Origin of the sequence: Devosia sediminis (assembly GCF_016411825.1) — a bacterium.
GTDB classification, from domain to species: Bacteria; Pseudomonadota; Alphaproteobacteria; order Rhizobiales; family Devosiaceae; genus Devosia; species Devosia sediminis.
In genome coordinates this window covers 973,727-993,611 of the sequence record NZ_JAEKMH010000001.1, presented here as the reverse complement: position 1 = coordinate 993,611, position 19,885 = coordinate 973,727, and the positions used below count along the sequence as shown (strand labels likewise).

Below are 19,885 nucleotides of genomic sequence, written 5' to 3'. Positions count from 1 at the left end.
TGAGGTAGTTTGGAACGGCCTTACGCCGCTTCGCTCTTTTCCGCGTGAGCCTTGAGGACGCGAGCAATGCCCGCACCCGGCTGCACGAGGATGGAAGCGATGTTCTGTGCCGGCTGCTTGACGAGGCCTGCGAGCTTGGCGCGCAGTTCGTCGAGCGACGGCATGGTCGCCAGCGCCTTGACGCCATTGGCGTCCAGAGCGGTCGAACCCATGGCACCACCGAGAATCACGAACTTCTGGTTCTTCTCGGCGAAGGCCGCTGCGATCTTGGGCGCAGCGACGGGATCTTCCGCATAGGCGATGACGGTCGGGCCGGTGAACAGGCCCGAAATGTCAGCGACATCGGTTTCCTTCAGAGCGAGCTTGGCAAGGCGGTTCTTTGCGACCTTGACCTTGCCGCCAGCCTTCTTGACCTGCACGCGCAGGTCGGTGAACGCAGCGACGGTCAGGCCGGTATTGTGCGCAACCACGATCGATCCAGCGCCCGCGAGGGCTTCCTGGAGCGAGGCAATGACTGCACTCTTTTCCGCTCTTTCCAAAGCTAGTCTCCACAAATAAGCCCCGAGGCATCCGCCAAGGGACCATTGCCAATTGCTGCCCCCTGCCCTGTTCGGGCCGGGGAACAACGGTTAGTGCCTGCCAACCGAGTGCCCGCATGGGGCAACTGGCTTAGGTTCGAACCGCAACCCGTGTGAGCCTTTCGGCCCGGAATTGGGTCTCACCCCGTCTATTGCTGGCTCCGGATGGAATTAACGGCATGACGCCGGCCGGCAGTCTCGGACAGGACTTTTCCAACCTCGAGCGGATCACTCCACTTCCGGTTGAAACACCGGGCGGCCATGGCCGTCCGGAATTCGTGGTGCGCGATCTATCATCACTCACCGTGCCGCCCTCGGACTTGATCCGAGGGCCACTTTAAACGCGGCACCTAACTGTGATTGGCCCCCGGGTCAAGCCCGGGGCGGCACACGGTGCGCGCAGAGCTTGCGCTCTGCTCTTAAAGCGCGGTACCCGGCTCGACATGGACGCCGGGGCCCATGGTCGAGGAAACGGCGACCTTCTTGACGTAGGTGCCCTTGGCGCCGGCAGGCTTGGACTTCACGACGGCGTCGGTGAAGGCCTTGATGTTCTGCAGCAGCGCTTCTTCCGAGAACGACACCTTGCCGATACCGGCATGGATGATACCGGCCTTCTCGACGCGGTATTCCACGGCGCCGCCCTTGGCAGCACCGACGGCACCCTTGACGTCCATGGTCACGGTGCCGACCTTGGGGTTCGGCATCAGGTTGCGCGGGCCCAGGACCTTACCGAGGCGACCGACCAGCGGCATCATGTCCGGGGTGGCAATGCAACGATCGAAATCGATCTTGCCGCCCTGGATCACTTCCAGCAGGTCTTCGGCGCCGACGATGTCAGCACCGGCGGCCTTGGCTTCGTCGGCCTTGGCGCCACGGGCGAACACGGCGACGCGAACGGTCTTGCCGGTGCCGTTGGGCAGGTTGACCACGCCGCGGACCATCTGGTCGGCGTGACGCGGGTCGACGCCCAGGTTCATCGCGATTTCGACGGTTTCGTCGAACTTGGCGGAGGCGCGGGCCTTGACCATCTTCACGGCGTCTTCGAGGCCGTAGAGCTTGTTGCGGTCGATGCCTTCACGGGCCTTGGCGACCTTCTTTGCGATCTTTGCCATAATTCTCAGCCCTCGACCTGGATGCCCATGGAACGGGCGGAACCGGCGATCATCGACACGGCGGCGTCGATATCGTCAGCGTTGAGATCCTTCATCTTCTTCTCGGCGATTTCACGCAGCTGGGCCGTCGTGATGGTGCCGGCCGATTCCTTGCCCGGAAGCTTGGAGCCGGACTTGAGGTTGACGGCCTTCTTGATGAAGTAGGTAACCGGCGGCTGCTTCATCTCGAAAGTGAAGCTCTTGTCGGCATAGGCGGTGATCACGACCGGAATGGGCGAACCCTTTTCCATTTCCTGCGTGGCGGCGTTGAACGCCTTGCAGAATTCCATGATGTTCAGACCGCGCTGACCGAGGGCCGGGCCGATCGGGGGCGACGGGGTAGCCGAGCCGGCAGGAACCTGCAGCTTGACGTAGCCAGTGACTTTCTTTGCCATTTTCTATCCTCTGTTTGCCCTAAGGCAGTTGAGCCGTGGTGCGGTTTCCTGGCGCCGGCAAAGCGCCATCCCCTTCCACGGGTTTCGCCCGGTTGCCCGGGCGCCTTGGTCAGACCTTTTCGACCTGACCGTATTCGAGCTCCACCGGAGTGGGACGCCCGAAAATCGAGACCTCGACCTTGAGGCGGGAGCGTTCTTCGTCCACCTCTTCGACGACGCCGTTGAAGCTGGCGAAGGGACCGTCCGAAACACGCACGTTTTCGCCCACTTCGAAGCTGACGGAGGGCTTGGGATGGTCCACGCCTTCCTGCACCTGCTGCAGGATCGACATGGCCTCACGCTCCGAAATCGGCATCGGCTTGTTGTCCGCGCCGAGGAAACCGGTGACCTTGGGTGTGTTCTTGATGAGATGGAATGCCTCGTCGGTCATGTCCATCTTCACCAGGACATAGCCCGGGAAGAACTTGCGCTCGGTGTCCACCTTGCGGCCGCGACGGATCTCCACGACCTTCTCGGTCGGCACGATCACGTCTTCAAACAGGTGCTCGAGCTTCTTCTGCGCAACCTTGAGGCGGATGTCTTCCGCCACCTTGCGCTCGAAATTCGAGTAAGCCTGAACGATGTACCAGCGCTTGGCCATAAAGGGTCGCCGCTCCACTTGTATCTAATAACGGATCCGCTTAGCGGATCGACAGCATCAAGGACACGAGCCAGGAAATGACCTGGTCCGCAGTGAGGAAGAACAAGCTGGCGAGGATGACCAGCACCAGCACCATGATGGTGGAAATCACCACCTCATTGCGGCCGGGCCAGGTGACCTTGCTGACTTCCGAGCGAACCTGCTGGAGAAACTGGACGGGGTTCGTACGGGCCATGGGCGTTCAACTCGTATATCTTGGTGCAAAACCAAAGGCCGCGCAGGAATCCCGCACGGCTAGAGCGGGCTATCTAGAGGCTTTGGAAACGGATTGCAACAGGGCCAGGGGAGAATCGTTCACCCCGCCGCACCCGCCGATTTCACCCTTCTGTAAAGTATAAGTGTAAAACCCGAGCGATTTCTCTTGCGCGTCTTGCGGCCATGTCGTTGGATGAATTGTGCCCGGAATGTGGCGGCGCGCTCTTGGAGGGGGCTATGTCGTTCGAGATTATCGGCTGTCAGCTGCTGCACTTTGGTCCGCACCGGACCATCAAGGGTCGCCTCACCGGTACCGTTCGCGTCCGCATTCGCGAAGCATTCATGGGCAATGTCACCGAATATGGTCTCAACCTCCCGGTGAAGAGCGACTGCGGCCTCGTCCCGCACGAGCAGGCTCGCACAGCCCTGCTCGCCCACGCCGCGCACCAGCTCAACAAGCTCAAGGCGCGCCACCTGGCCAGCGCCCTGCCCGCTGCGGCTGAATAGTCGCGATCGACAATTACTTCCCCGCGCAAGCAACCATTGTCCGCCCCGGTCGTTGATACAACGCAGGCTTAGCCTCCTGCGACCTCCAACGTCAGTCCCCGGTTCCCATGCACTCCCCAACCCCTACCGGGGGCTGGCCTATTTCCCCAACCTTTTGTCTTTTTGCCCGCAACCTGGCGGATGCATCCGTTTACGCGCCGGTAAGGAAAAAATCTCTCTGCTTCAACTATTTACGATTGTTTCAGCCGCAGCCACCTACCCTGCCCATAGCAGTTCTCCGGCACATTTGGACGCAGGCCCATCTATGGCAACTTCGATTTTTGGCATTCTCTCCTTATTTTTCTTCGTGGCACTGATCGTCCTCTACTTTGTGCCCTCCATAATCGCATTCCGCCGCAGGCATCGGAATCGCTGGGCCATCTTCGCGCTCAACCTCGTACTGGGCTGGAGTTTCCTGGGCTGGGTAGCGTCGTTGATCTGGGCCTGCGTGGCCGGCGGTGACCTCACGCCCAAGGTCAAGATCGACCTGCGCACCGAAGCCGTCCCTCCTCCCGCCCCGAGCCAGGCCACCACTTCCAACGAGGAAGTCCTGCTCATGCTGACGCGGCTCAAGGAAGTCTACGAGCGAGGCGGTATCGACAAGGACGAATACCACCGGCTGCGGGACCCGATCATCGATCGTTTCCTGTCTCAAAAGGCAGCGTGATTGGTATTGTACTGATCGGAGCTCTGCTCGACGATCCCATTTTAGTGCCTGGCAGGGGCTGGGGGACTCGAACCCACGACCCTCGGTTTTGGAGACCGATGCTCTACCAACTGAGCTAAACCCCTTCAGGCGAGGCTGTGTCTAATCGCAAAGCCGGCATGATGCAAGAGGCTCATTGTACGGACGGTGGAAAGGGTGTCGCGTCTTCCCCGCCGCCAACGCTTTTCTCCTAACCCATTGAATTTGCTCACCATGTTAGCGTCACCGCGCAAACATTCCGGCCCCGCACTTTCCGACTTTACATATAATAGTACTTTATATAGCGTCCTCTCACCGCCTGAAGCGCATACGCCGGGCGGACATTGGGAGGATACCATCGTGAGCATCATCACCAAGCTTGCCCTCGCGGCAGGCCTCGTTACCGCCTTGTCTTCCGGTGCCCTGGCACAGGATCTGACCGGCAAGGTCATCGGCTTCTCGCAGATCGGCTCGGAATCGGGCTGGCGCGCCGCCGAAACGTCCGTGACCAAGCTGCAGGCTGAGGAACGCGGCATCGACCTCAAGTTCGCCGACGCCCAGCAGAAGCAGGAAAACCAGATCAAGGCCATCCGCGGCTTCATCGCCCAGGGCGTTGACGCCATCCTCATCGCCCCGGTTGTCGCCACCGGTTGGGACGACGTGCTGACCGAAGCCAAGGAAGCCGAGATCCCGGTGATCCTGCTCGACCGCGGCATCGACGCCCCCGAAGACCTGTACCTGACTTCGGTCGCCTCCGACCAGGTGCTCGAAGGCCGCGTAGCCGGCGAATGGCTGGTCAACGAAGTGGCCGGCGAAGAGTGCAACGTCGTCGAACTGCAGGGCACCGTGGGCTCCAGCCCGGCCATCAACCGCAAGCAGGGTTTCGAGGAAGGCATCGCCTCGGCCGCCAACATCACCATCACCCAGAGCCAGACCGGCGACTTCACCCGCTCCAAGGGCAAGGAAGTCATGGAGGCTTTCCTCAAGTCGTCCAATGGCGGCGCCGACATCTGCGCCGTCTATGCCCACAATGACGACATGGCCGTCGGAGCCATCCAGGCCATCAAGGATGCCGGCCTCAAGCCGGGCGAGGATATCCTGGTCGTCTCCATCGACGCCGTTCCGGATATCTTCACCGCCATCGCCGCCGGCGAAGCCAATGCCACGGTCGAACTGACCCCGAACATGGCCGGCCCCGCCTTCGACGCCCTGGCCGCCTACTGGGCCAATGGTACCGAGCCGGAAAAGTTCATCATCACCGAATCCAAGCTCTATACCGCTGCTGACGATCCGGCCGGTGAGTACGAACGCCGCAAGGGCCTCGGCTACTAAAGACCATAGGTGTTTGGGGGTGGGGCCGGTTAGTGTGGCCCCACCCCACCCTCATTCCCTCCCCATCCAAGGGAGGGAGGCGAAAGACCGCAGCTTTGTGTTCATCGTCTCCCTCCCCCTTGTGGGGAGGGACCAAGGGTGGGGGTACCCTGGGGGGAGAGGGCAATGAGCAGCAGTGAATACGCGCTCGAAGCGCGCGGCATCGTCAAGATTTTCGGCAACCACGTGGCGTTGGACGCTGTCGATTTCGGCCTGCGTGCCGGGGAAGTCCACGCCCTGCTCGGCGAAAATGGCGCCGGCAAGTCGACACTGATCAAGATCCTGACCGGCGCCTACCAGCCTGATGGCGGCACGGTCCTTGCGGCCGGTGCGCAGGTGCATCTCGACAATCCCCAGCAGGCCCAGGCTCACGGCATCGGCACCGTCTACCAGGAGGTCAACCTCCTGCCCAACCGCTCCGTGGCGGAAAACCTCTTTCTCGGCCACCAGCCGACCCGCTTCGGCCTCGTCAGGCGCCGCAAGATGGAGGCGGACGCCCGTCTCATTCTCAAGCGCTACGGGCTCGACATCGATCCATCGAGCGAACTCGGCGCCCATTCGGTGGCCGTCCAGCAGATCGTCGCCATTGCCCGCGCCGTCGAACTGTCGGGCAAGGTGCTCATCCTCGACGAACCCACCGCCAGCCTCGACCGCAACGAGGTCGAACGCCTCTTCGAGATTATTCGCGATCTCAAGGCCCATGGGCTTGCCATCGTCTTCATCACCCATTTCCTCGACCAGGTGTTCGCCATCGCCGACCGGGTGACCATCCTGCGCAACGGCAAGCTGGTGGAAACCCGCGCCCTCGACGACATGACCCGCACGGACGTCGTCCGCCTGATGCTGGGCAAGGACGTCGCTTTCTCCGGCGCCACCGGCGTCGAGGACGCGCGTCCTATGGGCGAAGTCCTGCTCGACTTTGCCAATTATGGCCGTAAGCGCAGCGTGCATCCGTTCAATCTCACCATCCACAAGGGGGAGGTCATCGGCGTTGCGGGCCTGCTGGGTTCGGGCCGCACCGAAATGGCCCGTATCATGTTCGGCGCCGATGCCGCCGACGAAGGCACCGTAAAGGTCGCCGGCAAACCGGCCAGCATCGCGCGCCCCACCGACGCCATCGGACACGGCTTCGGCTTCTGTCCAGAGGATCGCAAGGCCGAAGGCATTTTCGGCGACCTCAGCGTGCGCGAGAACATTATCATCGCCCTCCAGGGTAAGCTGGGCTGGTTCAGCGCCCTCAACCGCGACGAGCAGATGGAAATCGCCGGCCGCTTCGGCGAAAGCATGGATATACGCGCCGCCTCGCTCGACATGCCCATCAAGCTGCTGTCCGGTGGCAACCAGCAGAAGGTTATTCTGTCGCGCTGGCTGGCGACCGACCCTGCATTTCTTATCCTTGACGAGCCGACCCGCGGCATCGACGTCGGCGCCCATGCCGAAATCGTCCGCACGATCAACCGGCTGCGCGACGAGGGCCTGGCCCTGGTCGTCATTTCTTCCGAACTCGACGAAGTCGTCGCCTATTCCTCGCGCATCGTGGTGATGCGCGACCGCGAAATGGTGGCCGAACTCTCGGGCGAAAACATCAATCCCGGCGTCATCGTCCAGGCGATCGCCAACCATCGCGAGGGCCCGTCGACATGATGCGGCGCATTCTCACTCGGCTGGCCAATCCACAACTGCTCGCCCTGGTGGGCGTGCTGCTGGTCAACTGGCTGCTCTTCCCCAACTTCTTCCGCATCACCTGGCAGGACGGTCGCCTCTTTGGCAGCCTCATCGATGTCCTCAACCGGGGCGCGCCGGTGGCCATCCTCGCCATCGGCATGGTGGGCGTCATCGCCACCAAAGGCGTCGACCTCTCGGTCGGCGCGGTGATGGCCATGGCGGGCGCGGTGGCCGCGACAATGGTGGTGGCCGGTTATCCAGCACCTGTCGCCGTCGCTGCCGCGCTCGCGGTCGGCCTCGTCTGCGGCCTCTGGAACGGCTTCCTCGTCGCCGTACTCGATATCCAGCCCATCGTCGCCACGCTGGTGCTGATGGTCGCCGGGCGTGGCATCGCACAGCTCATCACCGAGGGCTTTATCGTCACCTTCACCGATCCGCTGTTGATCTTTATCGGCACCGGCTCCTTCCTCGGCCTGCCCATGGCGGCGGTGATAGCGCTCGTCCTTATGATACTGGTCACCCTGCTGGTGCGTCGCACCGCGATCGGCCTCTTCATCGAGGCAGTCGGCGTCAATCGCGCGGCGGCGAGCCTCGCCGGCATCCGCAGCCGCATGCTGCTGTTCCTTGTCTACGGTCTTTCGGGCCTCTGCGCCGCGGTCGCCGGCCTCATCGTCGCCGGCGACATCCGGGGTGCCGATGCCAACAATGCCGGCCTGTGGCTCGAACTCGACGCCATCCTGGCGGTGGTCATCGGCGGCACGTCACTGCTCGGCGGCCGCTTCTCCGTACCCCTGGCAGTGGTCGGCGCCCTCATCATCCAGGCCATGAACACCGGCATCCTCGTCTCGGGCTTCCCGCCCGAATTCAACCTCATCGTCAAGGCGGCGCTGATTTTCCTGGTGCTGATCATCCAGTCGCCGCTGGCCAGCCGGATCGTGCCGGTGCGCACCTCGGCCCGGGAGGCCCGTTCATGAGCCGCAGCCTGCGTCCCCTCCTGGCCACCGCGGTCATCTTCGCCATCGCCTATGCGCTGGCCGTCTTGCAGTTCCCGGCCATGTTCTCCACCCGTGTGCTGGGCAACTTCCTGACCGACAACGCATTTCTCGGCATCACCGCCGTCGGCATGACCTTCGTCATCCTCTCGGGCGGCATCGACCTCTCGGTCGGCGCAGTGATCGGCTTCACCGGCGTGCTGGTGGCCGTGCTCATTTCCTGGGCCGGCTGGCATCCGCTCACGGCCTTCGCCCTGGCGCTTTCCATTGCCGCGATTTTCGGCGGCGTCATGGGCCTCGCCATCCACTACCTGCAAGTGCCCGCCTTCATTGTCACTCTGGCCGGCATGTTCCTCGCCCGCGGCGGCGCCTCGGTCATCACCCAGGATTCTGTGCCCATCAATCACGAATTCTACGACTGGATTTCCCAGCTCATCATCCGCCTGCCTGGCGGCGGACGCCTCAGTTTCATCGGCCTGCTCATGGTCGCGGTCTTCATCGTCGGGGCGCTCGTGGCACACCGCACCAAGTTCGGCTCTTATGTCTATGCGCTGGGCGGCAATCCGGTTTCGGCTTCGCTGATGGGTGTGCCCGTGGCCCGCACCACCGTCGCCGTCTACACCCTCTCCTCGGTCTTGGCCGCCTTGGCGGGAATCGTCTTCTCGCTCTATACATCGGCCGGCTATCCACTGGCCGCAGTGGGTGTCGAGCTCGATGCCATCAGCGCCGTGGTCATTGGCGGCACCTTGCTGACGGGCGGCTACGGCTTTGTCCTGGGCACATTCATCGGCGTCATGCTGCTCGGGCTGGTGCAGACCTACATCATCTTCGACGGGACGCTGTCGAGCTGGTGGACCAAGATCGTCATCGGCGCGCTCTTGTTCCTGTTCATTGTCCTGCAGCGGCTGATCTTCGCAGCCTCGGCACAGGGAGAGAAAGCGTCCTAGATGTCTGGTCTACGGAGGGTGTGGGCGGCTTGTCGCCCCACCCCGTGCGCTGAGAAAGCGCCACCATGATAGAAACCGGCGGCCTCATCCGCTCACTGTCCGGGCGGCGCGCTGCACGCAACTTCCACAATTTCGTCATCAACGAAATCGGTCATGCCATTGTTACCGGTGAATTTCCCATCGGTTCGGTGCTGGCCAGCGACGCGGTGATGATGGAAAAATACGGCGTCTCCCGCACTGTCCTGCGAGAGGCGCTGAAAACGCTTGAGGCCAAGGGGCTCGTGGAAGCGCGGCCCAAGGTCGGCACCCGTGTCTCGCCCAAGAGCCGCTGGAATTTCTTTGATCCGCAGGTCCTGGCCTGGCACTACCACGCCGCGCCCGATCCCGGCCTCTACGAGAGCCTCTTTCGCGTCCGGGCGGCGCTCGAAACGCCGATGATTGCCCTGGCCACCCGCCATCGCACCGCCGAGCACGTGCGCCTGCTCAAATACTGGTGCCACCAGATGGAAACGGCCGGCGACAGCATCGAGCAGTTCGGGCTCGCCTGCCTCGAAGTCCATGGCGTCATCGCCGAGAGCGGTCGCGACCCGCTGCTCCGTTCGATCCTCGGCGTGATCGAACTGACCCTGGCCCTGGCTCTGACCCGCGACCGCACCATGGGTGCGGAGGCCTATCGCACCGCCCTGGCCGGTCGTTTCATCGACCTCACCGCCGCCATCGAGAGCGGCACCCCGGAAGCGGCGGCAAAACTCTATGAAAGCATCCGGCTGCTCGACGAAAGCCAGGCAGTCTAGCGCGCACACCTGTCGGCAAAGGCCGGGGACGGCGCGCCTCCTGCTCCGCCCACTTCCGGCCCTACCCTGCCGCCTCGGTGGCCGCGATTGCCGCCATGTTGACGATGCCACGGCTGGTGACGGTCGGCGCCAGAATATGCGCCGGCTTGGCCGTACCCATCAGGATCGGCCCGATATGAAGGCCGTTGTTGAGTTCCTTGAGCAGCGTCATGGACAGGTTTGCAGCTTCGAGATTGGGGAAGATCAGCAGGTTGGCTTCGCCCTTGAGCACGGAGTCGGGGATATAGCGCTCGCGCAGCTCGGCATTGACCGCCAGGTCGCCCTGCATTTCGCCCTCGACCACCAGATCCGGCGCCAGCCTCTGCAGCTTTTCGAACACGGCCCGCATTTTGATCGACGTGTCTCCATCGCGGGAGCCGAAGTTGGAATAGCTCAGCAGCGCGGCCTTGGCGTCGATATTGAAGCGCTTGAGGTGGTCCCGCGCCTGGAGCGCAATGGAAACCAGCTCGTCCTCGCTGGGGTCGATATTGGCATAGGTATCGGCCAGGAAGAACACGCCGCGATTGAGGATCAGCATTGACAGTGCCGAGAGCTGCTGCGCTCCCGGCGCCACGCCGATGATCGAATGGATATCGCGGGCATGCTTGATGAAGCGGCCCTGCAGCCCGCAGATCAGCGCATCGGCATCGCCACGCCGCACGCCCAGTGCCCCGATGACCGTGGTATTGGTGCGCACGATGGTACGCGCGGTATCGGGGGTTACGCCCTTGCGGCCCACCAGCGCGTGGAACTCGTCCACGTAATCGCGATAGCGCGGATCGTCTTCCGGATTTATGACCTCGAAATCCCTGCCCGGACGGATGGTGAGGCCGAAGCGTTCGAGCCGGCTCTCAATCACCAGCGGGCGCCCGATCAGGATCGGCTTGCCGATGCCGTCCTCGAGGATCACTTGTGCGGCGCGCAGCACGCGCTCGTCCTCGCCGTCGGCAAAGGCAATGCGCTTGTCGGTCGCCTGGGCCTGCTCGATCATCGGCTTCATCACGAGGCCCGAACGGAAGACGAAGCGGCGCAACTGGTCGCGATAGGCGTCGAAATCCTCGATCGGCCGCTTGGCAACGCCCGAATCCATCGCCGCCTTGGCGACAGCCGGGGCTATCCGCAGGATCAAGCGCTGGTCGAACGGATTGGGGATCAGGTAATCCGGCCCGAAGATCGCCGGCACACCATGCGCAGTGGCCTCGAGGCCGGGTTCATGCGCGAGCTTTGCAATGGCATGCGCCGCCGCCGCCTTCATCTCCTCGTTGATGATAGTAGCGCCGCAATCGAGCGCACCCCGGAACAGGAACGGGAAGCAGAGGACATTGTTGACCTGGTTGGCATAATCCGACCGCCCGGTGCAGACCAGCGCGTCCGCCCGCGTGGCCTTGGCCAGTTCCGGCATGATTTCCGGGATCGGGTTGGAAAGCGCCAGGATCAGCGGGTTCTCCGCCATGTCCCGCATCATTTCCGGCTTCAGCGCCCCGGCTTTGGAGAGGCCGACATAGATGTCGGCGCCAGCCATCACGTCGGCCAGTTCGGTGGCGTCCGTATCTTGCGCAAAGGCGCCGCGCCAGCGATCGACGCTGTTGTCGCGCTTCTTGGTGACGAGGCCCTTGCTGTCGGCGATCCAGATGTTTTCCCGCTTTGCACCGACCGCGATCAGCATGTTCATGCAGGCAATGGCCGCCGCTCCGGCGCCCGAGGTCACGATCTTGACCTGGCCGATATCCTTCTTCACCAGCCGCATGGCATTGATGACCGCCGCCGCCACGATGATGGCCGTGCCGTGCTGGTCGTCATGGAACACCGGGATGTTCATGCGCTCGCGCAGCGCTTCCTCGATTTCGAAGCATTCGGGCGCCTTGATGTCCTCGAGGTTGATACCGCCGAAGCTGGGTTCGAGCGGCGCCACGATCTCGATGAAGCGCTTGGGGTCCTGCTCGTTGATTTCGAGATCGATGGAATCGATGCCCGCGAACTTCTTGAACAACACCGCCTTGCCTTCCATCACCGGCTTCGAAGCCAGCGCGCCGATATTGCCAAGGCCCAGCACGGCCGTGCCGTTGGAGATCACGGCCACGAGGTTTCCCTTGGACGTGTATTTATAGGCATCGGCCGGATTGGCGGCGATTTCCTCGCAGGGAATGGCGACGCCGGGCGAATAGGCCAGAGACAGGTCGCGCGTATTGGCCAGCGGCTTGGTGGCCACGATCTCCAGCTTACCGGGGCGCGGATATTCGTGGAAATGCAGCGCGGCGTCGCGCAGGCTGGGTGTGTCAGACACTGTTCTCTCCTCGCTCGGGCCATGCCAGGGCGGCACTTTTCGCCGCAAGCCCATCTGTTCCCCCAAAGATCAGGGCAGCGGTCTGCGCAAAAGCAATACTTTGGTCGATATCGGCAGCCAGAAGCCGGCGATGTCCCGCCATAGCGGGACGGTCAGGGCATATTCATGAGGGGAGTTTTGGAGCGGGTAGCGGGAATCGAACCCGCGTATTCAGCTTGGAAGGCTGCTGCTCTACCATTGAGCTATACCCGCAAGGGCTTGAAGGCCAAGGCAGGGATTAGCGCGAACCGGCCTGCGCTGGCAAGGGTGTGGGTGCCGCGCTTTCCACAATAAGCCTGTCGGGCCAATTTCTTGCGGGAGAGTAGCGCAAGGGTGTTGACACCTTTGCGACAGCCCACCATAAACCGCCCCGACGAAACGCGAGAGCGCTTCGTGTCCTGCCCGGAAATGTGGAGGGGTGGGAGAGTGGTTAAATCCATCAGACTGTAAATCTGACGCCTCAGGCTACACTGGTTCGAATCCAGTCCCCTCCACCACCCTGCCCCGACATCGCGGCGCCTGCCCGATCAAATCTGCGGGTTCGTGCATTTTTGGCCCCCGTAGCACCGGTACTGCCCTCTCGACTCCGCGCTTCCGGTCTGCTTCATATCCACTTGAGCGAATTGGTCTTTGGGGGATGCAACGATGGCAAAACAGAAAATCTCACGAGCCTTGAGCCTGGCCATGGCTGCCGCCCTGCTGGCCGCCCCGGTTGCCGCGCAAGACACGACCGATTGGGGCCAGGTCGGCGATTGGCTGATTGCCGTTGACCCGACGCTCGACAATTCCTGCTTCGCGCTCAACGAATATGACGATGGCACCGTAATGCGCATTGGCCTCGACATGTCGGCCGATGACGATCGCTGGTACATCATGTTCGGCAATGACCGCTGGGCATCCATCGAAGATGGTGGCGAATACGACGTGGCCCTGCAATTCGACCGCGAGCCGGAATGGACGGCGGGCGCCACCGGCGTCAACATGGGTGGCGACGTCAATTTTCTCTATGTCTTCGGCTCCGACATCGAGTTCTTCGATGAGTTCGTGCGCAAGAATGCGGTGACGCTGTTCTACGACGGCCAGTCCATCGCCAAGCTCAGCCTCTCCGGCAGCGCCCGCGCCACCAATGCCATGCTCGATTGCCAGGAAGAGCAGGTTGCCGCGCCCGCAGCCGACCCGTTTGCCGGCAAGAAGAAGAAGGCGCGCCCCGATGAGGACCCGTTCGCCAACTGAGCGTATCGGGCTATCCTTGCGGAAACATCGGAAACCCGATACCGCTCCGCCATGAGCCGCAACAAGTTTCCGCCCAAGCCCAAATACGATCCCGATACCGGTCCGGTCTATCTTTATGGCCTGCACACCGTGCGCGCCGCGCTGGACAATCCTCAGCGCCTCAAGAAGGAGCTGCTGGTCACCCCCAATGCCCTCAACCGGCTCAAGGAAACCGGCGCCGAATTCGGTAAGGTCAAGGTCACCGAGACCAATCCCAAGGAACTCGACCGCCTTCTGGGCGGCGAAGCCGTCCATCAGGGCGCGGCCCTCGAGGTCGATCCGGTCAGCCGCTTCGGGCTCGACGACATCAAGGATCTCAAGCTGGTCGTCGTGCTCGACCAGTTGACCGATCCGCACAATGTCGGCGCCATTCTGCGCACTGCCTGCGCCTTTGGCGCCGATGCCGTCATCACTACAGCCCGCCACTCGCCGCGCGAAACCGGCGTCATGGCCAAGGCCGCCTCCGGCGCGCTTGACCTTGTGCCGATGATCGAGGTCCGCAACCTCGGTGACACGCTGGAAAAGCTCAAGCAGCGCGGTCTCCTGGTCCTGGGCTTCGACTCCGAGGCCGAAGCGCCGCTTCGTCCACGCACCGATGCGCGCCCCATGGCCGTGGTCATGGGCGCCGAGGGCAAGGGTCTGCGCCAGCGCACCCGCGAACTCTGTGACGAGATGGTGCGCCTAGACATGCCCGGCCCGATCAAGTCACTCAACGTCTCCAATGCCGCGGCCATCGCCCTGTTCGCGGCCACCGCCGGACGCACCGCATGAGCACGTTCGAGCCCTTCGCCATGGCGCTGCGCCTCGCCGGCGTAACCGTCCCACAAGCCGATCTCGATGTTGCGCTGAAGCAGCTCAGTGTCCGCTACGAGCCGGAAGATGCCGACAACAGTTTCTATGCGCAGGTCGACGTGCCGGTGGACAATCCCGTGCGCGCCGTCCTCGATCTGGCGGAGCGCTCGGGCCCGGCCCTTGCCGCCATGCTGGACGACCGCCGCATCGGCAAGGCCGTGCTCGACATCGCCTTCGATTATCCGCATGAGGGCGAGGCGATGTCGGCTCGCCTGCCCGCTCATGCCGTTGCCGCTATTGCCGGATACGGTATCGACATCGAGATTTCCGTTTACCTGACCGACGTCGAGGACGACGAGGAAGAATGACCGAAACGCTGCGCAACTGGGCCGGAAACATCACCTTCGCGGCCCGGTCGCTGGCGCGCCCCCGATCTGTCGCCGAGGTCCAGGACCTCGTTCGTGCCGCCCGCAAGGTGCGCGTTCTCGGCTCCGGGCATTCGTTCAACCGCATAGCCGATACCGACGAGACCCTGATCTCGCTGGCGCACCTGCCGCGCCGGATCGACATCGATGCCGCAGCAGGCACGGTCACCGTCGATGGCGGAGCAACCTATGCCGATGTCGCGCCCGTGTTGCATGCCGCCGGCTTTGCTCTGGGCAACGTGGCTTCGCTGCCCAGCATCACCCTCGCGGGCGCCGTCGCCACGGCCACCCACGGGTCGGGCGATGCCAATCAGAATCTGTCCGCCGCCGTCAGCGCCATTGCCTTCGTCACCGGCAGCGGCGAGCTTCTGACGCTGCGGCGCGGCGACACTGACTTTGATGGCGCGGTCGTCAATCTCGGCGCCCTTGGCGTCATGGTCGAACTCACGCTTGACCTGCTGCCCGACTATGACATCCGGCAGAATGTCTATCTTGGCCTGCCCGTCCCTGCCCTCATCGACAATTTCGACGCCGTGATGAGCCGCGCCTACAGCGTCAGCCTCTTCACCCGCTGGCAGGGCGAGGCGGTCGACCAGGTCTGGGTCAAGGCCCTTGCCGGCGGCGACGATCCGGTCGAGGACATCCTGGGCGCCACAGCTGCAACCGGCCCCTGCCACCCCATTCCGGGTCTCGACGGCACTGTCTGCACCGGACAGATGGGCGTTGCCGGGCCCTGGCACGAACGGCTCTTCCATTTTTCCATCGGCAACACGGCCTCGGCCGGTGCCGAGTTGCAGTCGGAATTGTTCGTCGCGCGCGCCGATGCCCCAGCCGCCATCGCAGCGCTTTTCAGGGTGCAGGACCAGTTCTCGTCCGCCCTGATGATTTCTGAAGTTCGCACCGTAGCCGCGGATAAGCTCTGGCTGAGCTCGGCTTACGGTGGGGACACGGTCGGCTTTCACTTCACCTGGAAGCCCGAATGGGACGCGACCATTGCCGCGGTAAAAGTCGTCGAAGCCGCGCTGGCGCCATTCAACCCGCGCCCGCACTGGGCCAAGGTCTTCACCCTGCCCCCGTCCGGCATCCGGCCGCACTACAAGCAGATGGACGCCTTCCGCGACCTGGCCGACCGCCTCGATCCGGCAGGGAAATTCCGCAACGACTTCGTTACGAAACTACTGTTCGACTGATCCCGGCAGGCCGGTCTCGGCCGTGATCACGCTGCGGCCGAAAACACCGGGCGACTTCGGTACGAGACGCACCACCGAGTACCCACGCGCGTCGAGCTCGGCAAGGAAGCCGGGCAGCATGTCGACCGTGCGCTGGTGAATGTCGTGAAAGAGAATGATGCCGCTGCCCCGCGCTTCCAGCCGGTCGAGCGTGCGCGCAGTGATCACCTCGATGCTGTCCTTGTAATAGTCCTTGCTGTCGATATCGACATCGAGCACCACCATGTCGCCCTGCAGCAGTGTGGTCCTCAGGTAACCGGTCTGTGACAGATAGGGAAAGCGGAAGAAAGGCGATAACTGTTCGTTGGCCAGCGCATCGGCGACGGCGGCTTCGCCCCGCGCGATTTCGTTGAGGGCCGCCTGCCGCGACAGGTTGCCGAGATCGGTATGGTCATAGGTATGGCTGCCCACCGTGTGGCCGCGCTGCGCGACCTCCTGGGCGAGCAGCGGGTGGGCCTTTGCAGCCGAGCCGAGCATCAGGAACGTCGCCCGCACCCCATAGCGATCCAGCGTATCGAGAATAGCGGGGGTCTTGCCCGGCCGCGGGCCATCGTCAAAGGTCAGGATGACTTCGCCCGGGCGGAGGATGATGTCCGCCGTCGATGCGACTTCCAGCGTACGCCCAGCCAGGTTTGTCGACGACAGGATGCGGTTGGGCATGGATTGATCGAGCCGCGCCGACGGGGTCTGCGCCATGCTGGCTGTCACCACATTGTCCGCCCGCGGAGACAAGCCGGCGACAGTGTCCGTGTGACGGATCGGCTTGGCACAACCGGCCAGCCCGGCCGTGACGAGGCCCACTGCAAATAGCGTACGCAACAACCGCAAGTGAGCACCCCTGACGCCAAATCAACGCCCACTCACAATTTGCGATTATGGTTAATATTCCCCTTGGAAACTCTTAAGAACTACTTACCGGCCAATGCTTTAGCCTTCCGCCCGAGGGTGTCTAGGGCGCTCAGGAAAGCCGATCGGTCCGCTGGCCGGAAGCCAGGGTTGTAGCCCTGGATCTCGCCGGTCTCGCGCAGGTGCTGCTTGAGATCGCGCATGGCCAGCGCCATGCCGATCGATGCCGTCGTGAAGAGTTTCCCGGTAAAGCCCAGCACATGGCAGCCCTTGTCAATGGATCGGCTCGCCAGCGGAATGTCAGCGGTGAGAACGATGTCATTCGCCGCCGCCTGGTCGACGATCCAGTCATCCGCCGCATCGGCCCCGGCCGGCACAACCACAACCCGCACCATCGGATCGCGCGACGGCCGCACCCCGCCATTGCTGACAAAGGTGATGACAAGGCCCAACCGCTCGGCCACCTTCTTCGCCTCCTCCTTGACCGGGCAGGCATCGGCATCGACGAAGATTTGCGGGTCAGGCATGCGATATGGCGTCCATCACAAAGGCCAGGCGCTGGTCCACCGGCGCCTTGGGCAGTTCCACCACGCGATAGCCCATTTCCACATAGGCGTCACGCAGCCCCGGATAGATCCGCTGCGCATGCTCCCAGCCCTCGATGCGCTCGGCATCCTCGACATGGATTTCGCGCCACGGCGGCGCGAGGAACACCGTGGCATTGTAGCGGTAGAGCCGGGCGGCTCGCTCGAAATGGGCGGTTTCGGCGAGGTTCATGATGCGACCATAGGCGATCAGGTCCGGAAGGCCGCGATCGCACAGCGCCACCTCCCCCGTCGCCGCCAGCATCTCGTGGGTCTGGATATCCCGGTCCAGCATCAGTTCCGCAAATCGCGCCGGGTCCCGCCATTGCAGCGCCGGCCCATCAATGGCCGTCTGCACCTGGATCACGGCACGCGCCGCTTCCCTGCCCACCCGGATGCCGCGAGCGGCGTCGTCTTGCCTGCGCCCGGAGCGCCGGAGAGAACAAAAAGTTTGTCGGAATGCAGGGGCATGGTTCGTCCTTGTGCAGGCAGCATGGTGCTGCGGTGAGGAGAAGGCAAATGGTGGGGAAATTGGTGGACCGCGCGCAATGGTCAGGGGCGTCGGATGACGCGGGCGTCTGGCGCGGGGAAATCGAGGGCCGCCATTTGGGCGCCAATGTCAGCGTGATCTTCGTCCACACCGACAAGCCGGGCGGAGGGCCGCGGCTGCATAGGCATCCCTACGCCGAAACCTTCATCATCCGCAAGGGGCGCGCTCTGTTCACGGTCGGCGAGGACCGGTTCGAGGCAAGCGCGGGGCAGATCATCACCTGCCCCGCCAATGTTGCCCACAAGTTCGAGAATCTTGGCCCCGGGACGCTCGAACAGATCGACATCCACGAGGCCAGTCAGTTCAGCACGGAGTGGCTGGAATGATCAGCCCAGCACCCCGGTAGCCAAGGCAAGACCCACGCCAACGGTGAGCGCGAGGACAGATGCCAAAGCCAGCAAACGTCTGTGCGGCGAATTCATCATCAGTCCGATCATGGGCACCTCTATCTAATGGTTCAGTAGACCACGACGCTGCGGATGCTCTCACCCTTGTGCATCATGTCGAAGCCCTTGTTGATGTCCTCGAGGCGCAGGGTATGGGTGATCATCGGATCGATCTCGATCTTGCCGTCGAGATACCAGTCGACGATCTTTGGCACATCGGTGCGGCCCTTGGCGCCACCGAAGGCCGTGCCCATCCATGTGCGTCCGGTGACGAGCTGAAACGGCCGGGTGGAAATCTCCTGCCCCGCTCCGGCCACGCCGATCACCACCGACTTGCCCCACCCGCGATGGCTGCATTCAAGCGCCTGACGCATAACCTTGGTGCTACCAGTGCAGTCGAAGGTATAATCGGCGCCGCCGATCAGATCGCCCCGGCGCTTGGTCAGATTGACGATATGGGGAACCACATCCTCGCCGATTTCGGTAGGGTTGACGAAATGGGTCATGCCGAAGCGCTCGCCCCACTCCTTCTTGCTGTTGTTGATATCGACGCCGATGATCATGTCGGCGCCCGCCAGGCGCAGGCCCTGAATGACATTGAGGCCGATGCCGCCGAGGCCGAAGACCACGGCCGTCGCGCCGATCTCCACCTTGGCCGTATTGATCACCGCGCCGATGCCCGTGGTGACGCCGCAGCCGACATAGCAGATCTTGTCGAAGGCGGCTGCGGGGTCGATTTTGGCCACCGCAATCTCAGGCATGACTGTGTAGTTGGAGAAGGTCGAGCAGCCCATGTAGTGGAAGATCGGCTTGCCCTCGAACGAGAAGCGCGACGTGCCATCCGGCATCACGCCCTGCCCCTGCGTGGCGCGGATGGCGGTGCAAAGATTGGTCTTGCCCGACCGACAGGCGTAGCACTCGCGGCATTCCGGCGTGTAGAGCGGGATGACATGGTCACCCTTCTTGAGGCTGGTGACGCCGGGGCCGACATCCACCACCACGCCCGCGCCTTCATGGCCGAGGATCGAGGGAAAGAGGCCCTCGGGATCCGCACCGGATAGGGTAAAATCGTCGGTATGGCAGAGGCCCGTCGCCTTGATCTCGATGAGAACCTCGCCGTCCCTGGGGCCTTCGAGATCGACTTCGACGATTTCCAACGGCTTTCCAGCGGCGAAAGCAACGGCGGCACGGGTTTTCATGCGACATACTCCAGGCAACGAATCCGGGGGACACTCGCACAGCCGGGCGGGAGGGACAACGCCGCCGCCCGTTCAATCGTCCGAGACGGTGCCATCCTTTGGCGGCTTGGCCACCTTGATGCCGCGCCGCGCCAACGCCTCGCGCACCAGCACTTCCATCTCCGCATTGACGCTGCGGAACTCCGACGCGGCGAGACGTTCCACGGCGTCCAAAAGCTCGG

General features: G+C 63.2%; 23 protein-coding genes and 3 tRNA genes. 13 read left to right on the top strand and 13 right to left on the bottom strand.

Annotation, left to right across the window (positions count from 1 at the left end):
* Nucleotides 1-20 precede the first annotated feature (20 nt).
* From rplJ to secE, 5 genes are all read right to left on the bottom strand, one after another.
* Nucleotides 21-539 (bottom strand): 50S ribosomal protein L10, encoded by a 519-nt coding sequence (gene rplJ, locus JEQ47_RS05190; protein ID WP_198875305.1) that lies wholly within the window; start codon nt 537-539, stop codon nt 21-23.
* Nucleotides 540-997: 458 nt separating this feature from the next.
* Nucleotides 998-1,690: a 50S ribosomal protein L1 gene (gene rplA / locus JEQ47_RS05185; RefSeq protein ID WP_198875304.1), complete on the bottom strand. Its 693-nt coding sequence runs from the start codon at nt 1,688-1,690 to the stop codon at nt 998-1,000.
* Between the two features lie 5 nt (nt 1,691-1,695).
* Entirely contained in the window at nt 1,696-2,124 is a 429-nt protein-coding gene (gene rplK / locus JEQ47_RS05180) for a 50S ribosomal protein L11 (protein WP_198875303.1), read from the bottom strand.
* 109 nt (nt 2,125-2,233) lie between these two features.
* Nucleotides 2,234-2,764 (bottom strand): transcription termination/antitermination protein NusG, encoded by a 531-nt coding sequence (gene nusG / locus JEQ47_RS05175; RefSeq protein ID WP_198875302.1) that lies wholly within the window; start codon nt 2,762-2,764, stop codon nt 2,234-2,236.
* Nucleotides 2,765-2,804: 40 nt separating this feature from the next.
* A complete protein-coding gene (gene secE, locus JEQ47_RS05170; protein WP_198875301.1) occupies nt 2,805-2,999 on the bottom strand; it encodes a preprotein translocase subunit SecE in 195 nt (64 codons plus the stop codon).
* Between the two features lie 257 nt (nt 3,000-3,256).
* Here secE and JEQ47_RS05165 point away from each other — a divergent pair, with 257 nt between their 5' ends.
* Together JEQ47_RS05165 and JEQ47_RS05160 are read left to right on the top strand one after the other, a co-directional pair.
* The gene (locus JEQ47_RS05165; RefSeq protein ID WP_198875300.1) at nt 3,257-3,526 is read left to right on the top strand and encodes a hypothetical protein; all 270 of its coding nucleotides are present in this window, start codon (nt 3,257-3,259) and stop codon (nt 3,524-3,526) included.
* A gap of 304 nt (nt 3,527-3,830) precedes the next feature.
* Nucleotides 3,831-4,232 carry a superinfection immunity protein gene (locus JEQ47_RS05160; RefSeq protein ID WP_198875299.1) on the top strand — a complete coding sequence of 134 codons (402 nt, stop codon included), beginning with the start codon at nt 3,831-3,833 and terminating at the stop codon, nt 4,230-4,232.
* Nucleotides 4,233-4,281: 49 nt separating this feature from the next.
* Here the strand turns inward: JEQ47_RS05160 and JEQ47_RS05155 are convergent.
* Nucleotides 4,282-4,357 (bottom strand) — tRNA-Trp (locus JEQ47_RS05155).
* Nucleotides 4,358-4,610: 253 nt separating this feature from the next.
* Here JEQ47_RS05155 and ytfQ point away from each other — a divergent pair.
* The 5 genes from ytfQ (at nt 4,611) to JEQ47_RS05130 (ending at nt 10,019) form a co-directional block, all read left to right on the top strand.
* Nucleotides 4,611-5,582: a galactofuranose ABC transporter, galactofuranose-binding protein YtfQ gene (gene ytfQ / locus JEQ47_RS05150; RefSeq protein WP_328768211.1), complete on the top strand. Its 972-nt coding sequence runs from the start codon at nt 4,611-4,613 to the stop codon at nt 5,580-5,582.
* Nucleotides 5,583-5,747: 165 nt separating this feature from the next.
* Nucleotides 5,748-7,265: a sugar ABC transporter ATP-binding protein gene (locus tag JEQ47_RS05145; RefSeq protein ID WP_198875298.1), complete on the top strand. Its 1,518-nt coding sequence runs from the start codon at nt 5,748-5,750 to the stop codon at nt 7,263-7,265.
* Nucleotides 7,262-8,260 carry an ABC transporter permease gene (locus JEQ47_RS05140; RefSeq protein ID WP_198875297.1) on the top strand — a complete coding sequence of 333 codons (999 nt, stop codon included), beginning with the start codon at nt 7,262-7,264 and terminating at the stop codon, nt 8,258-8,260. The genes JEQ47_RS05145 and JEQ47_RS05140 overlap by 4 nt, the downstream gene beginning before the upstream one ends.
* Nucleotides 8,257-9,225, top strand: coding sequence for a galactofuranose ABC transporter, permease protein YjfF (gene yjfF, locus JEQ47_RS05135; protein WP_198875296.1), 969 nt, complete (start codon nt 8,257-8,259; stop codon nt 9,223-9,225). The genes JEQ47_RS05140 and yjfF overlap by 4 nt, the downstream gene beginning before the upstream one ends.
* A gap of 65 nt (nt 9,226-9,290) precedes the next feature.
* Complete coding sequence (locus JEQ47_RS05130) at nt 9,291-10,019, top strand: FadR/GntR family transcriptional regulator (RefSeq protein WP_198875295.1); 729 nt, start codon at nt 9,291-9,293, stop codon at nt 10,017-10,019.
* Nucleotides 10,020-10,080: 61 nt separating this feature from the next.
* On the opposite strand, the gene JEQ47_RS05125 is transcribed toward JEQ47_RS05130, so the two are convergent.
* Together JEQ47_RS05125 and JEQ47_RS05120 are read right to left on the bottom strand one after the other, a co-directional pair.
* The gene (locus tag JEQ47_RS05125; protein WP_198875294.1) at nt 10,081-12,396 is read right to left on the bottom strand and encodes an NADP-dependent malic enzyme; all 2,316 of its coding nucleotides are present in this window, start codon (nt 12,394-12,396) and stop codon (nt 10,081-10,083) included.
* A 124-nt stretch (nt 12,397-12,520) separates the two neighbouring features.
* Nucleotides 12,521-12,594 (bottom strand) — tRNA-Gly (locus JEQ47_RS05120).
* Between the two features lie 199 nt (nt 12,595-12,793).
* Between JEQ47_RS05120 and JEQ47_RS05115 the strand changes: the two genes are divergently transcribed.
* From JEQ47_RS05115 to JEQ47_RS05095, 5 genes are all read left to right on the top strand, one after another.
* A tRNA-Tyr gene (locus tag JEQ47_RS05115) sits at nt 12,794-12,878 on the top strand.
* A 148-nt stretch (nt 12,879-13,026) separates the two neighbouring features.
* Nucleotides 13,027-13,614 (top strand): hypothetical protein, encoded by a 588-nt coding sequence (locus JEQ47_RS05110; RefSeq protein ID WP_198875293.1) that lies wholly within the window; start codon nt 13,027-13,029, stop codon nt 13,612-13,614.
* Between the two features lie 51 nt (nt 13,615-13,665).
* A complete protein-coding gene (gene rlmB / locus JEQ47_RS05105; RefSeq protein WP_198875292.1) occupies nt 13,666-14,424 on the top strand; it encodes a 23S rRNA (guanosine(2251)-2'-O)-methyltransferase RlmB in 759 nt (252 codons plus the stop codon).
* Nucleotides 14,421-14,813, top strand: coding sequence for a hypothetical protein (locus JEQ47_RS05100; protein WP_198875291.1), 393 nt, complete (start codon nt 14,421-14,423; stop codon nt 14,811-14,813). The genes rlmB and JEQ47_RS05100 overlap by 4 nt, the downstream gene beginning before the upstream one ends.
* The gene (locus tag JEQ47_RS05095; RefSeq protein ID WP_198875290.1) at nt 14,810-16,060 is read left to right on the top strand and encodes an FAD-binding protein; all 1,251 of its coding nucleotides are present in this window, start codon (nt 14,810-14,812) and stop codon (nt 16,058-16,060) included. Before JEQ47_RS05100 ends, JEQ47_RS05095 begins: the two co-directional genes overlap by 4 nt.
* Here the strand turns inward: JEQ47_RS05095 and JEQ47_RS05090 are convergent.
* From JEQ47_RS05090 to JEQ47_RS05080, 3 genes are all read right to left on the bottom strand, one after another.
* Nucleotides 16,046-16,795, bottom strand: a complete 750-nt coding sequence (locus tag JEQ47_RS05090) for a polysaccharide deacetylase family protein (protein ID WP_236020647.1) — start codon at nt 16,793-16,795, stop codon at nt 16,046-16,048. The two genes, JEQ47_RS05095 and JEQ47_RS05090, sit on opposite strands and share 15 nt — an antisense overlap.
* A 212-nt stretch (nt 16,796-17,007) precedes the next feature.
* Nucleotides 17,008-17,472, bottom strand: a complete 465-nt coding sequence (locus JEQ47_RS05085) for a YaiI/YqxD family protein (protein ID WP_198875289.1) — start codon at nt 17,470-17,472, stop codon at nt 17,008-17,010.
* Nucleotides 17,465-17,926, bottom strand: coding sequence for an AAA family ATPase (locus tag JEQ47_RS05080; protein WP_328768446.1), 462 nt, complete (start codon nt 17,924-17,926; stop codon nt 17,465-17,467). The genes JEQ47_RS05085 and JEQ47_RS05080 overlap by 8 nt, the downstream gene beginning before the upstream one ends.
* Nucleotides 17,927-18,051: 125 nt before the next feature.
* Between JEQ47_RS05080 and JEQ47_RS05075 the strand changes: the two genes are divergently transcribed.
* Nucleotides 18,052-18,405, top strand: a complete 354-nt coding sequence (locus tag JEQ47_RS05075) for a cupin domain-containing protein (RefSeq protein ID WP_407931775.1) — start codon at nt 18,052-18,054, stop codon at nt 18,403-18,405.
* Nucleotides 18,406-18,536: 131 nt separating this feature from the next.
* Here JEQ47_RS05075 and JEQ47_RS05070 read toward each other — a convergent pair whose 3' ends face one another.
* Nucleotides 18,537-19,664, bottom strand: a complete 1,128-nt coding sequence (locus JEQ47_RS05070) for an S-(hydroxymethyl)glutathione dehydrogenase/class III alcohol dehydrogenase (RefSeq protein WP_198875286.1) — start codon at nt 19,662-19,664, stop codon at nt 18,537-18,539.
* Between the two features lie 72 nt (nt 19,665-19,736).
* Nucleotides 19,737-19,868, bottom strand: coding sequence for a hypothetical protein (locus tag JEQ47_RS20925; protein WP_268905701.1), 132 nt, complete (start codon nt 19,866-19,868; stop codon nt 19,737-19,739).
* Between the last annotated feature and the right edge of the window lie 17 nt (nt 19,869-19,885).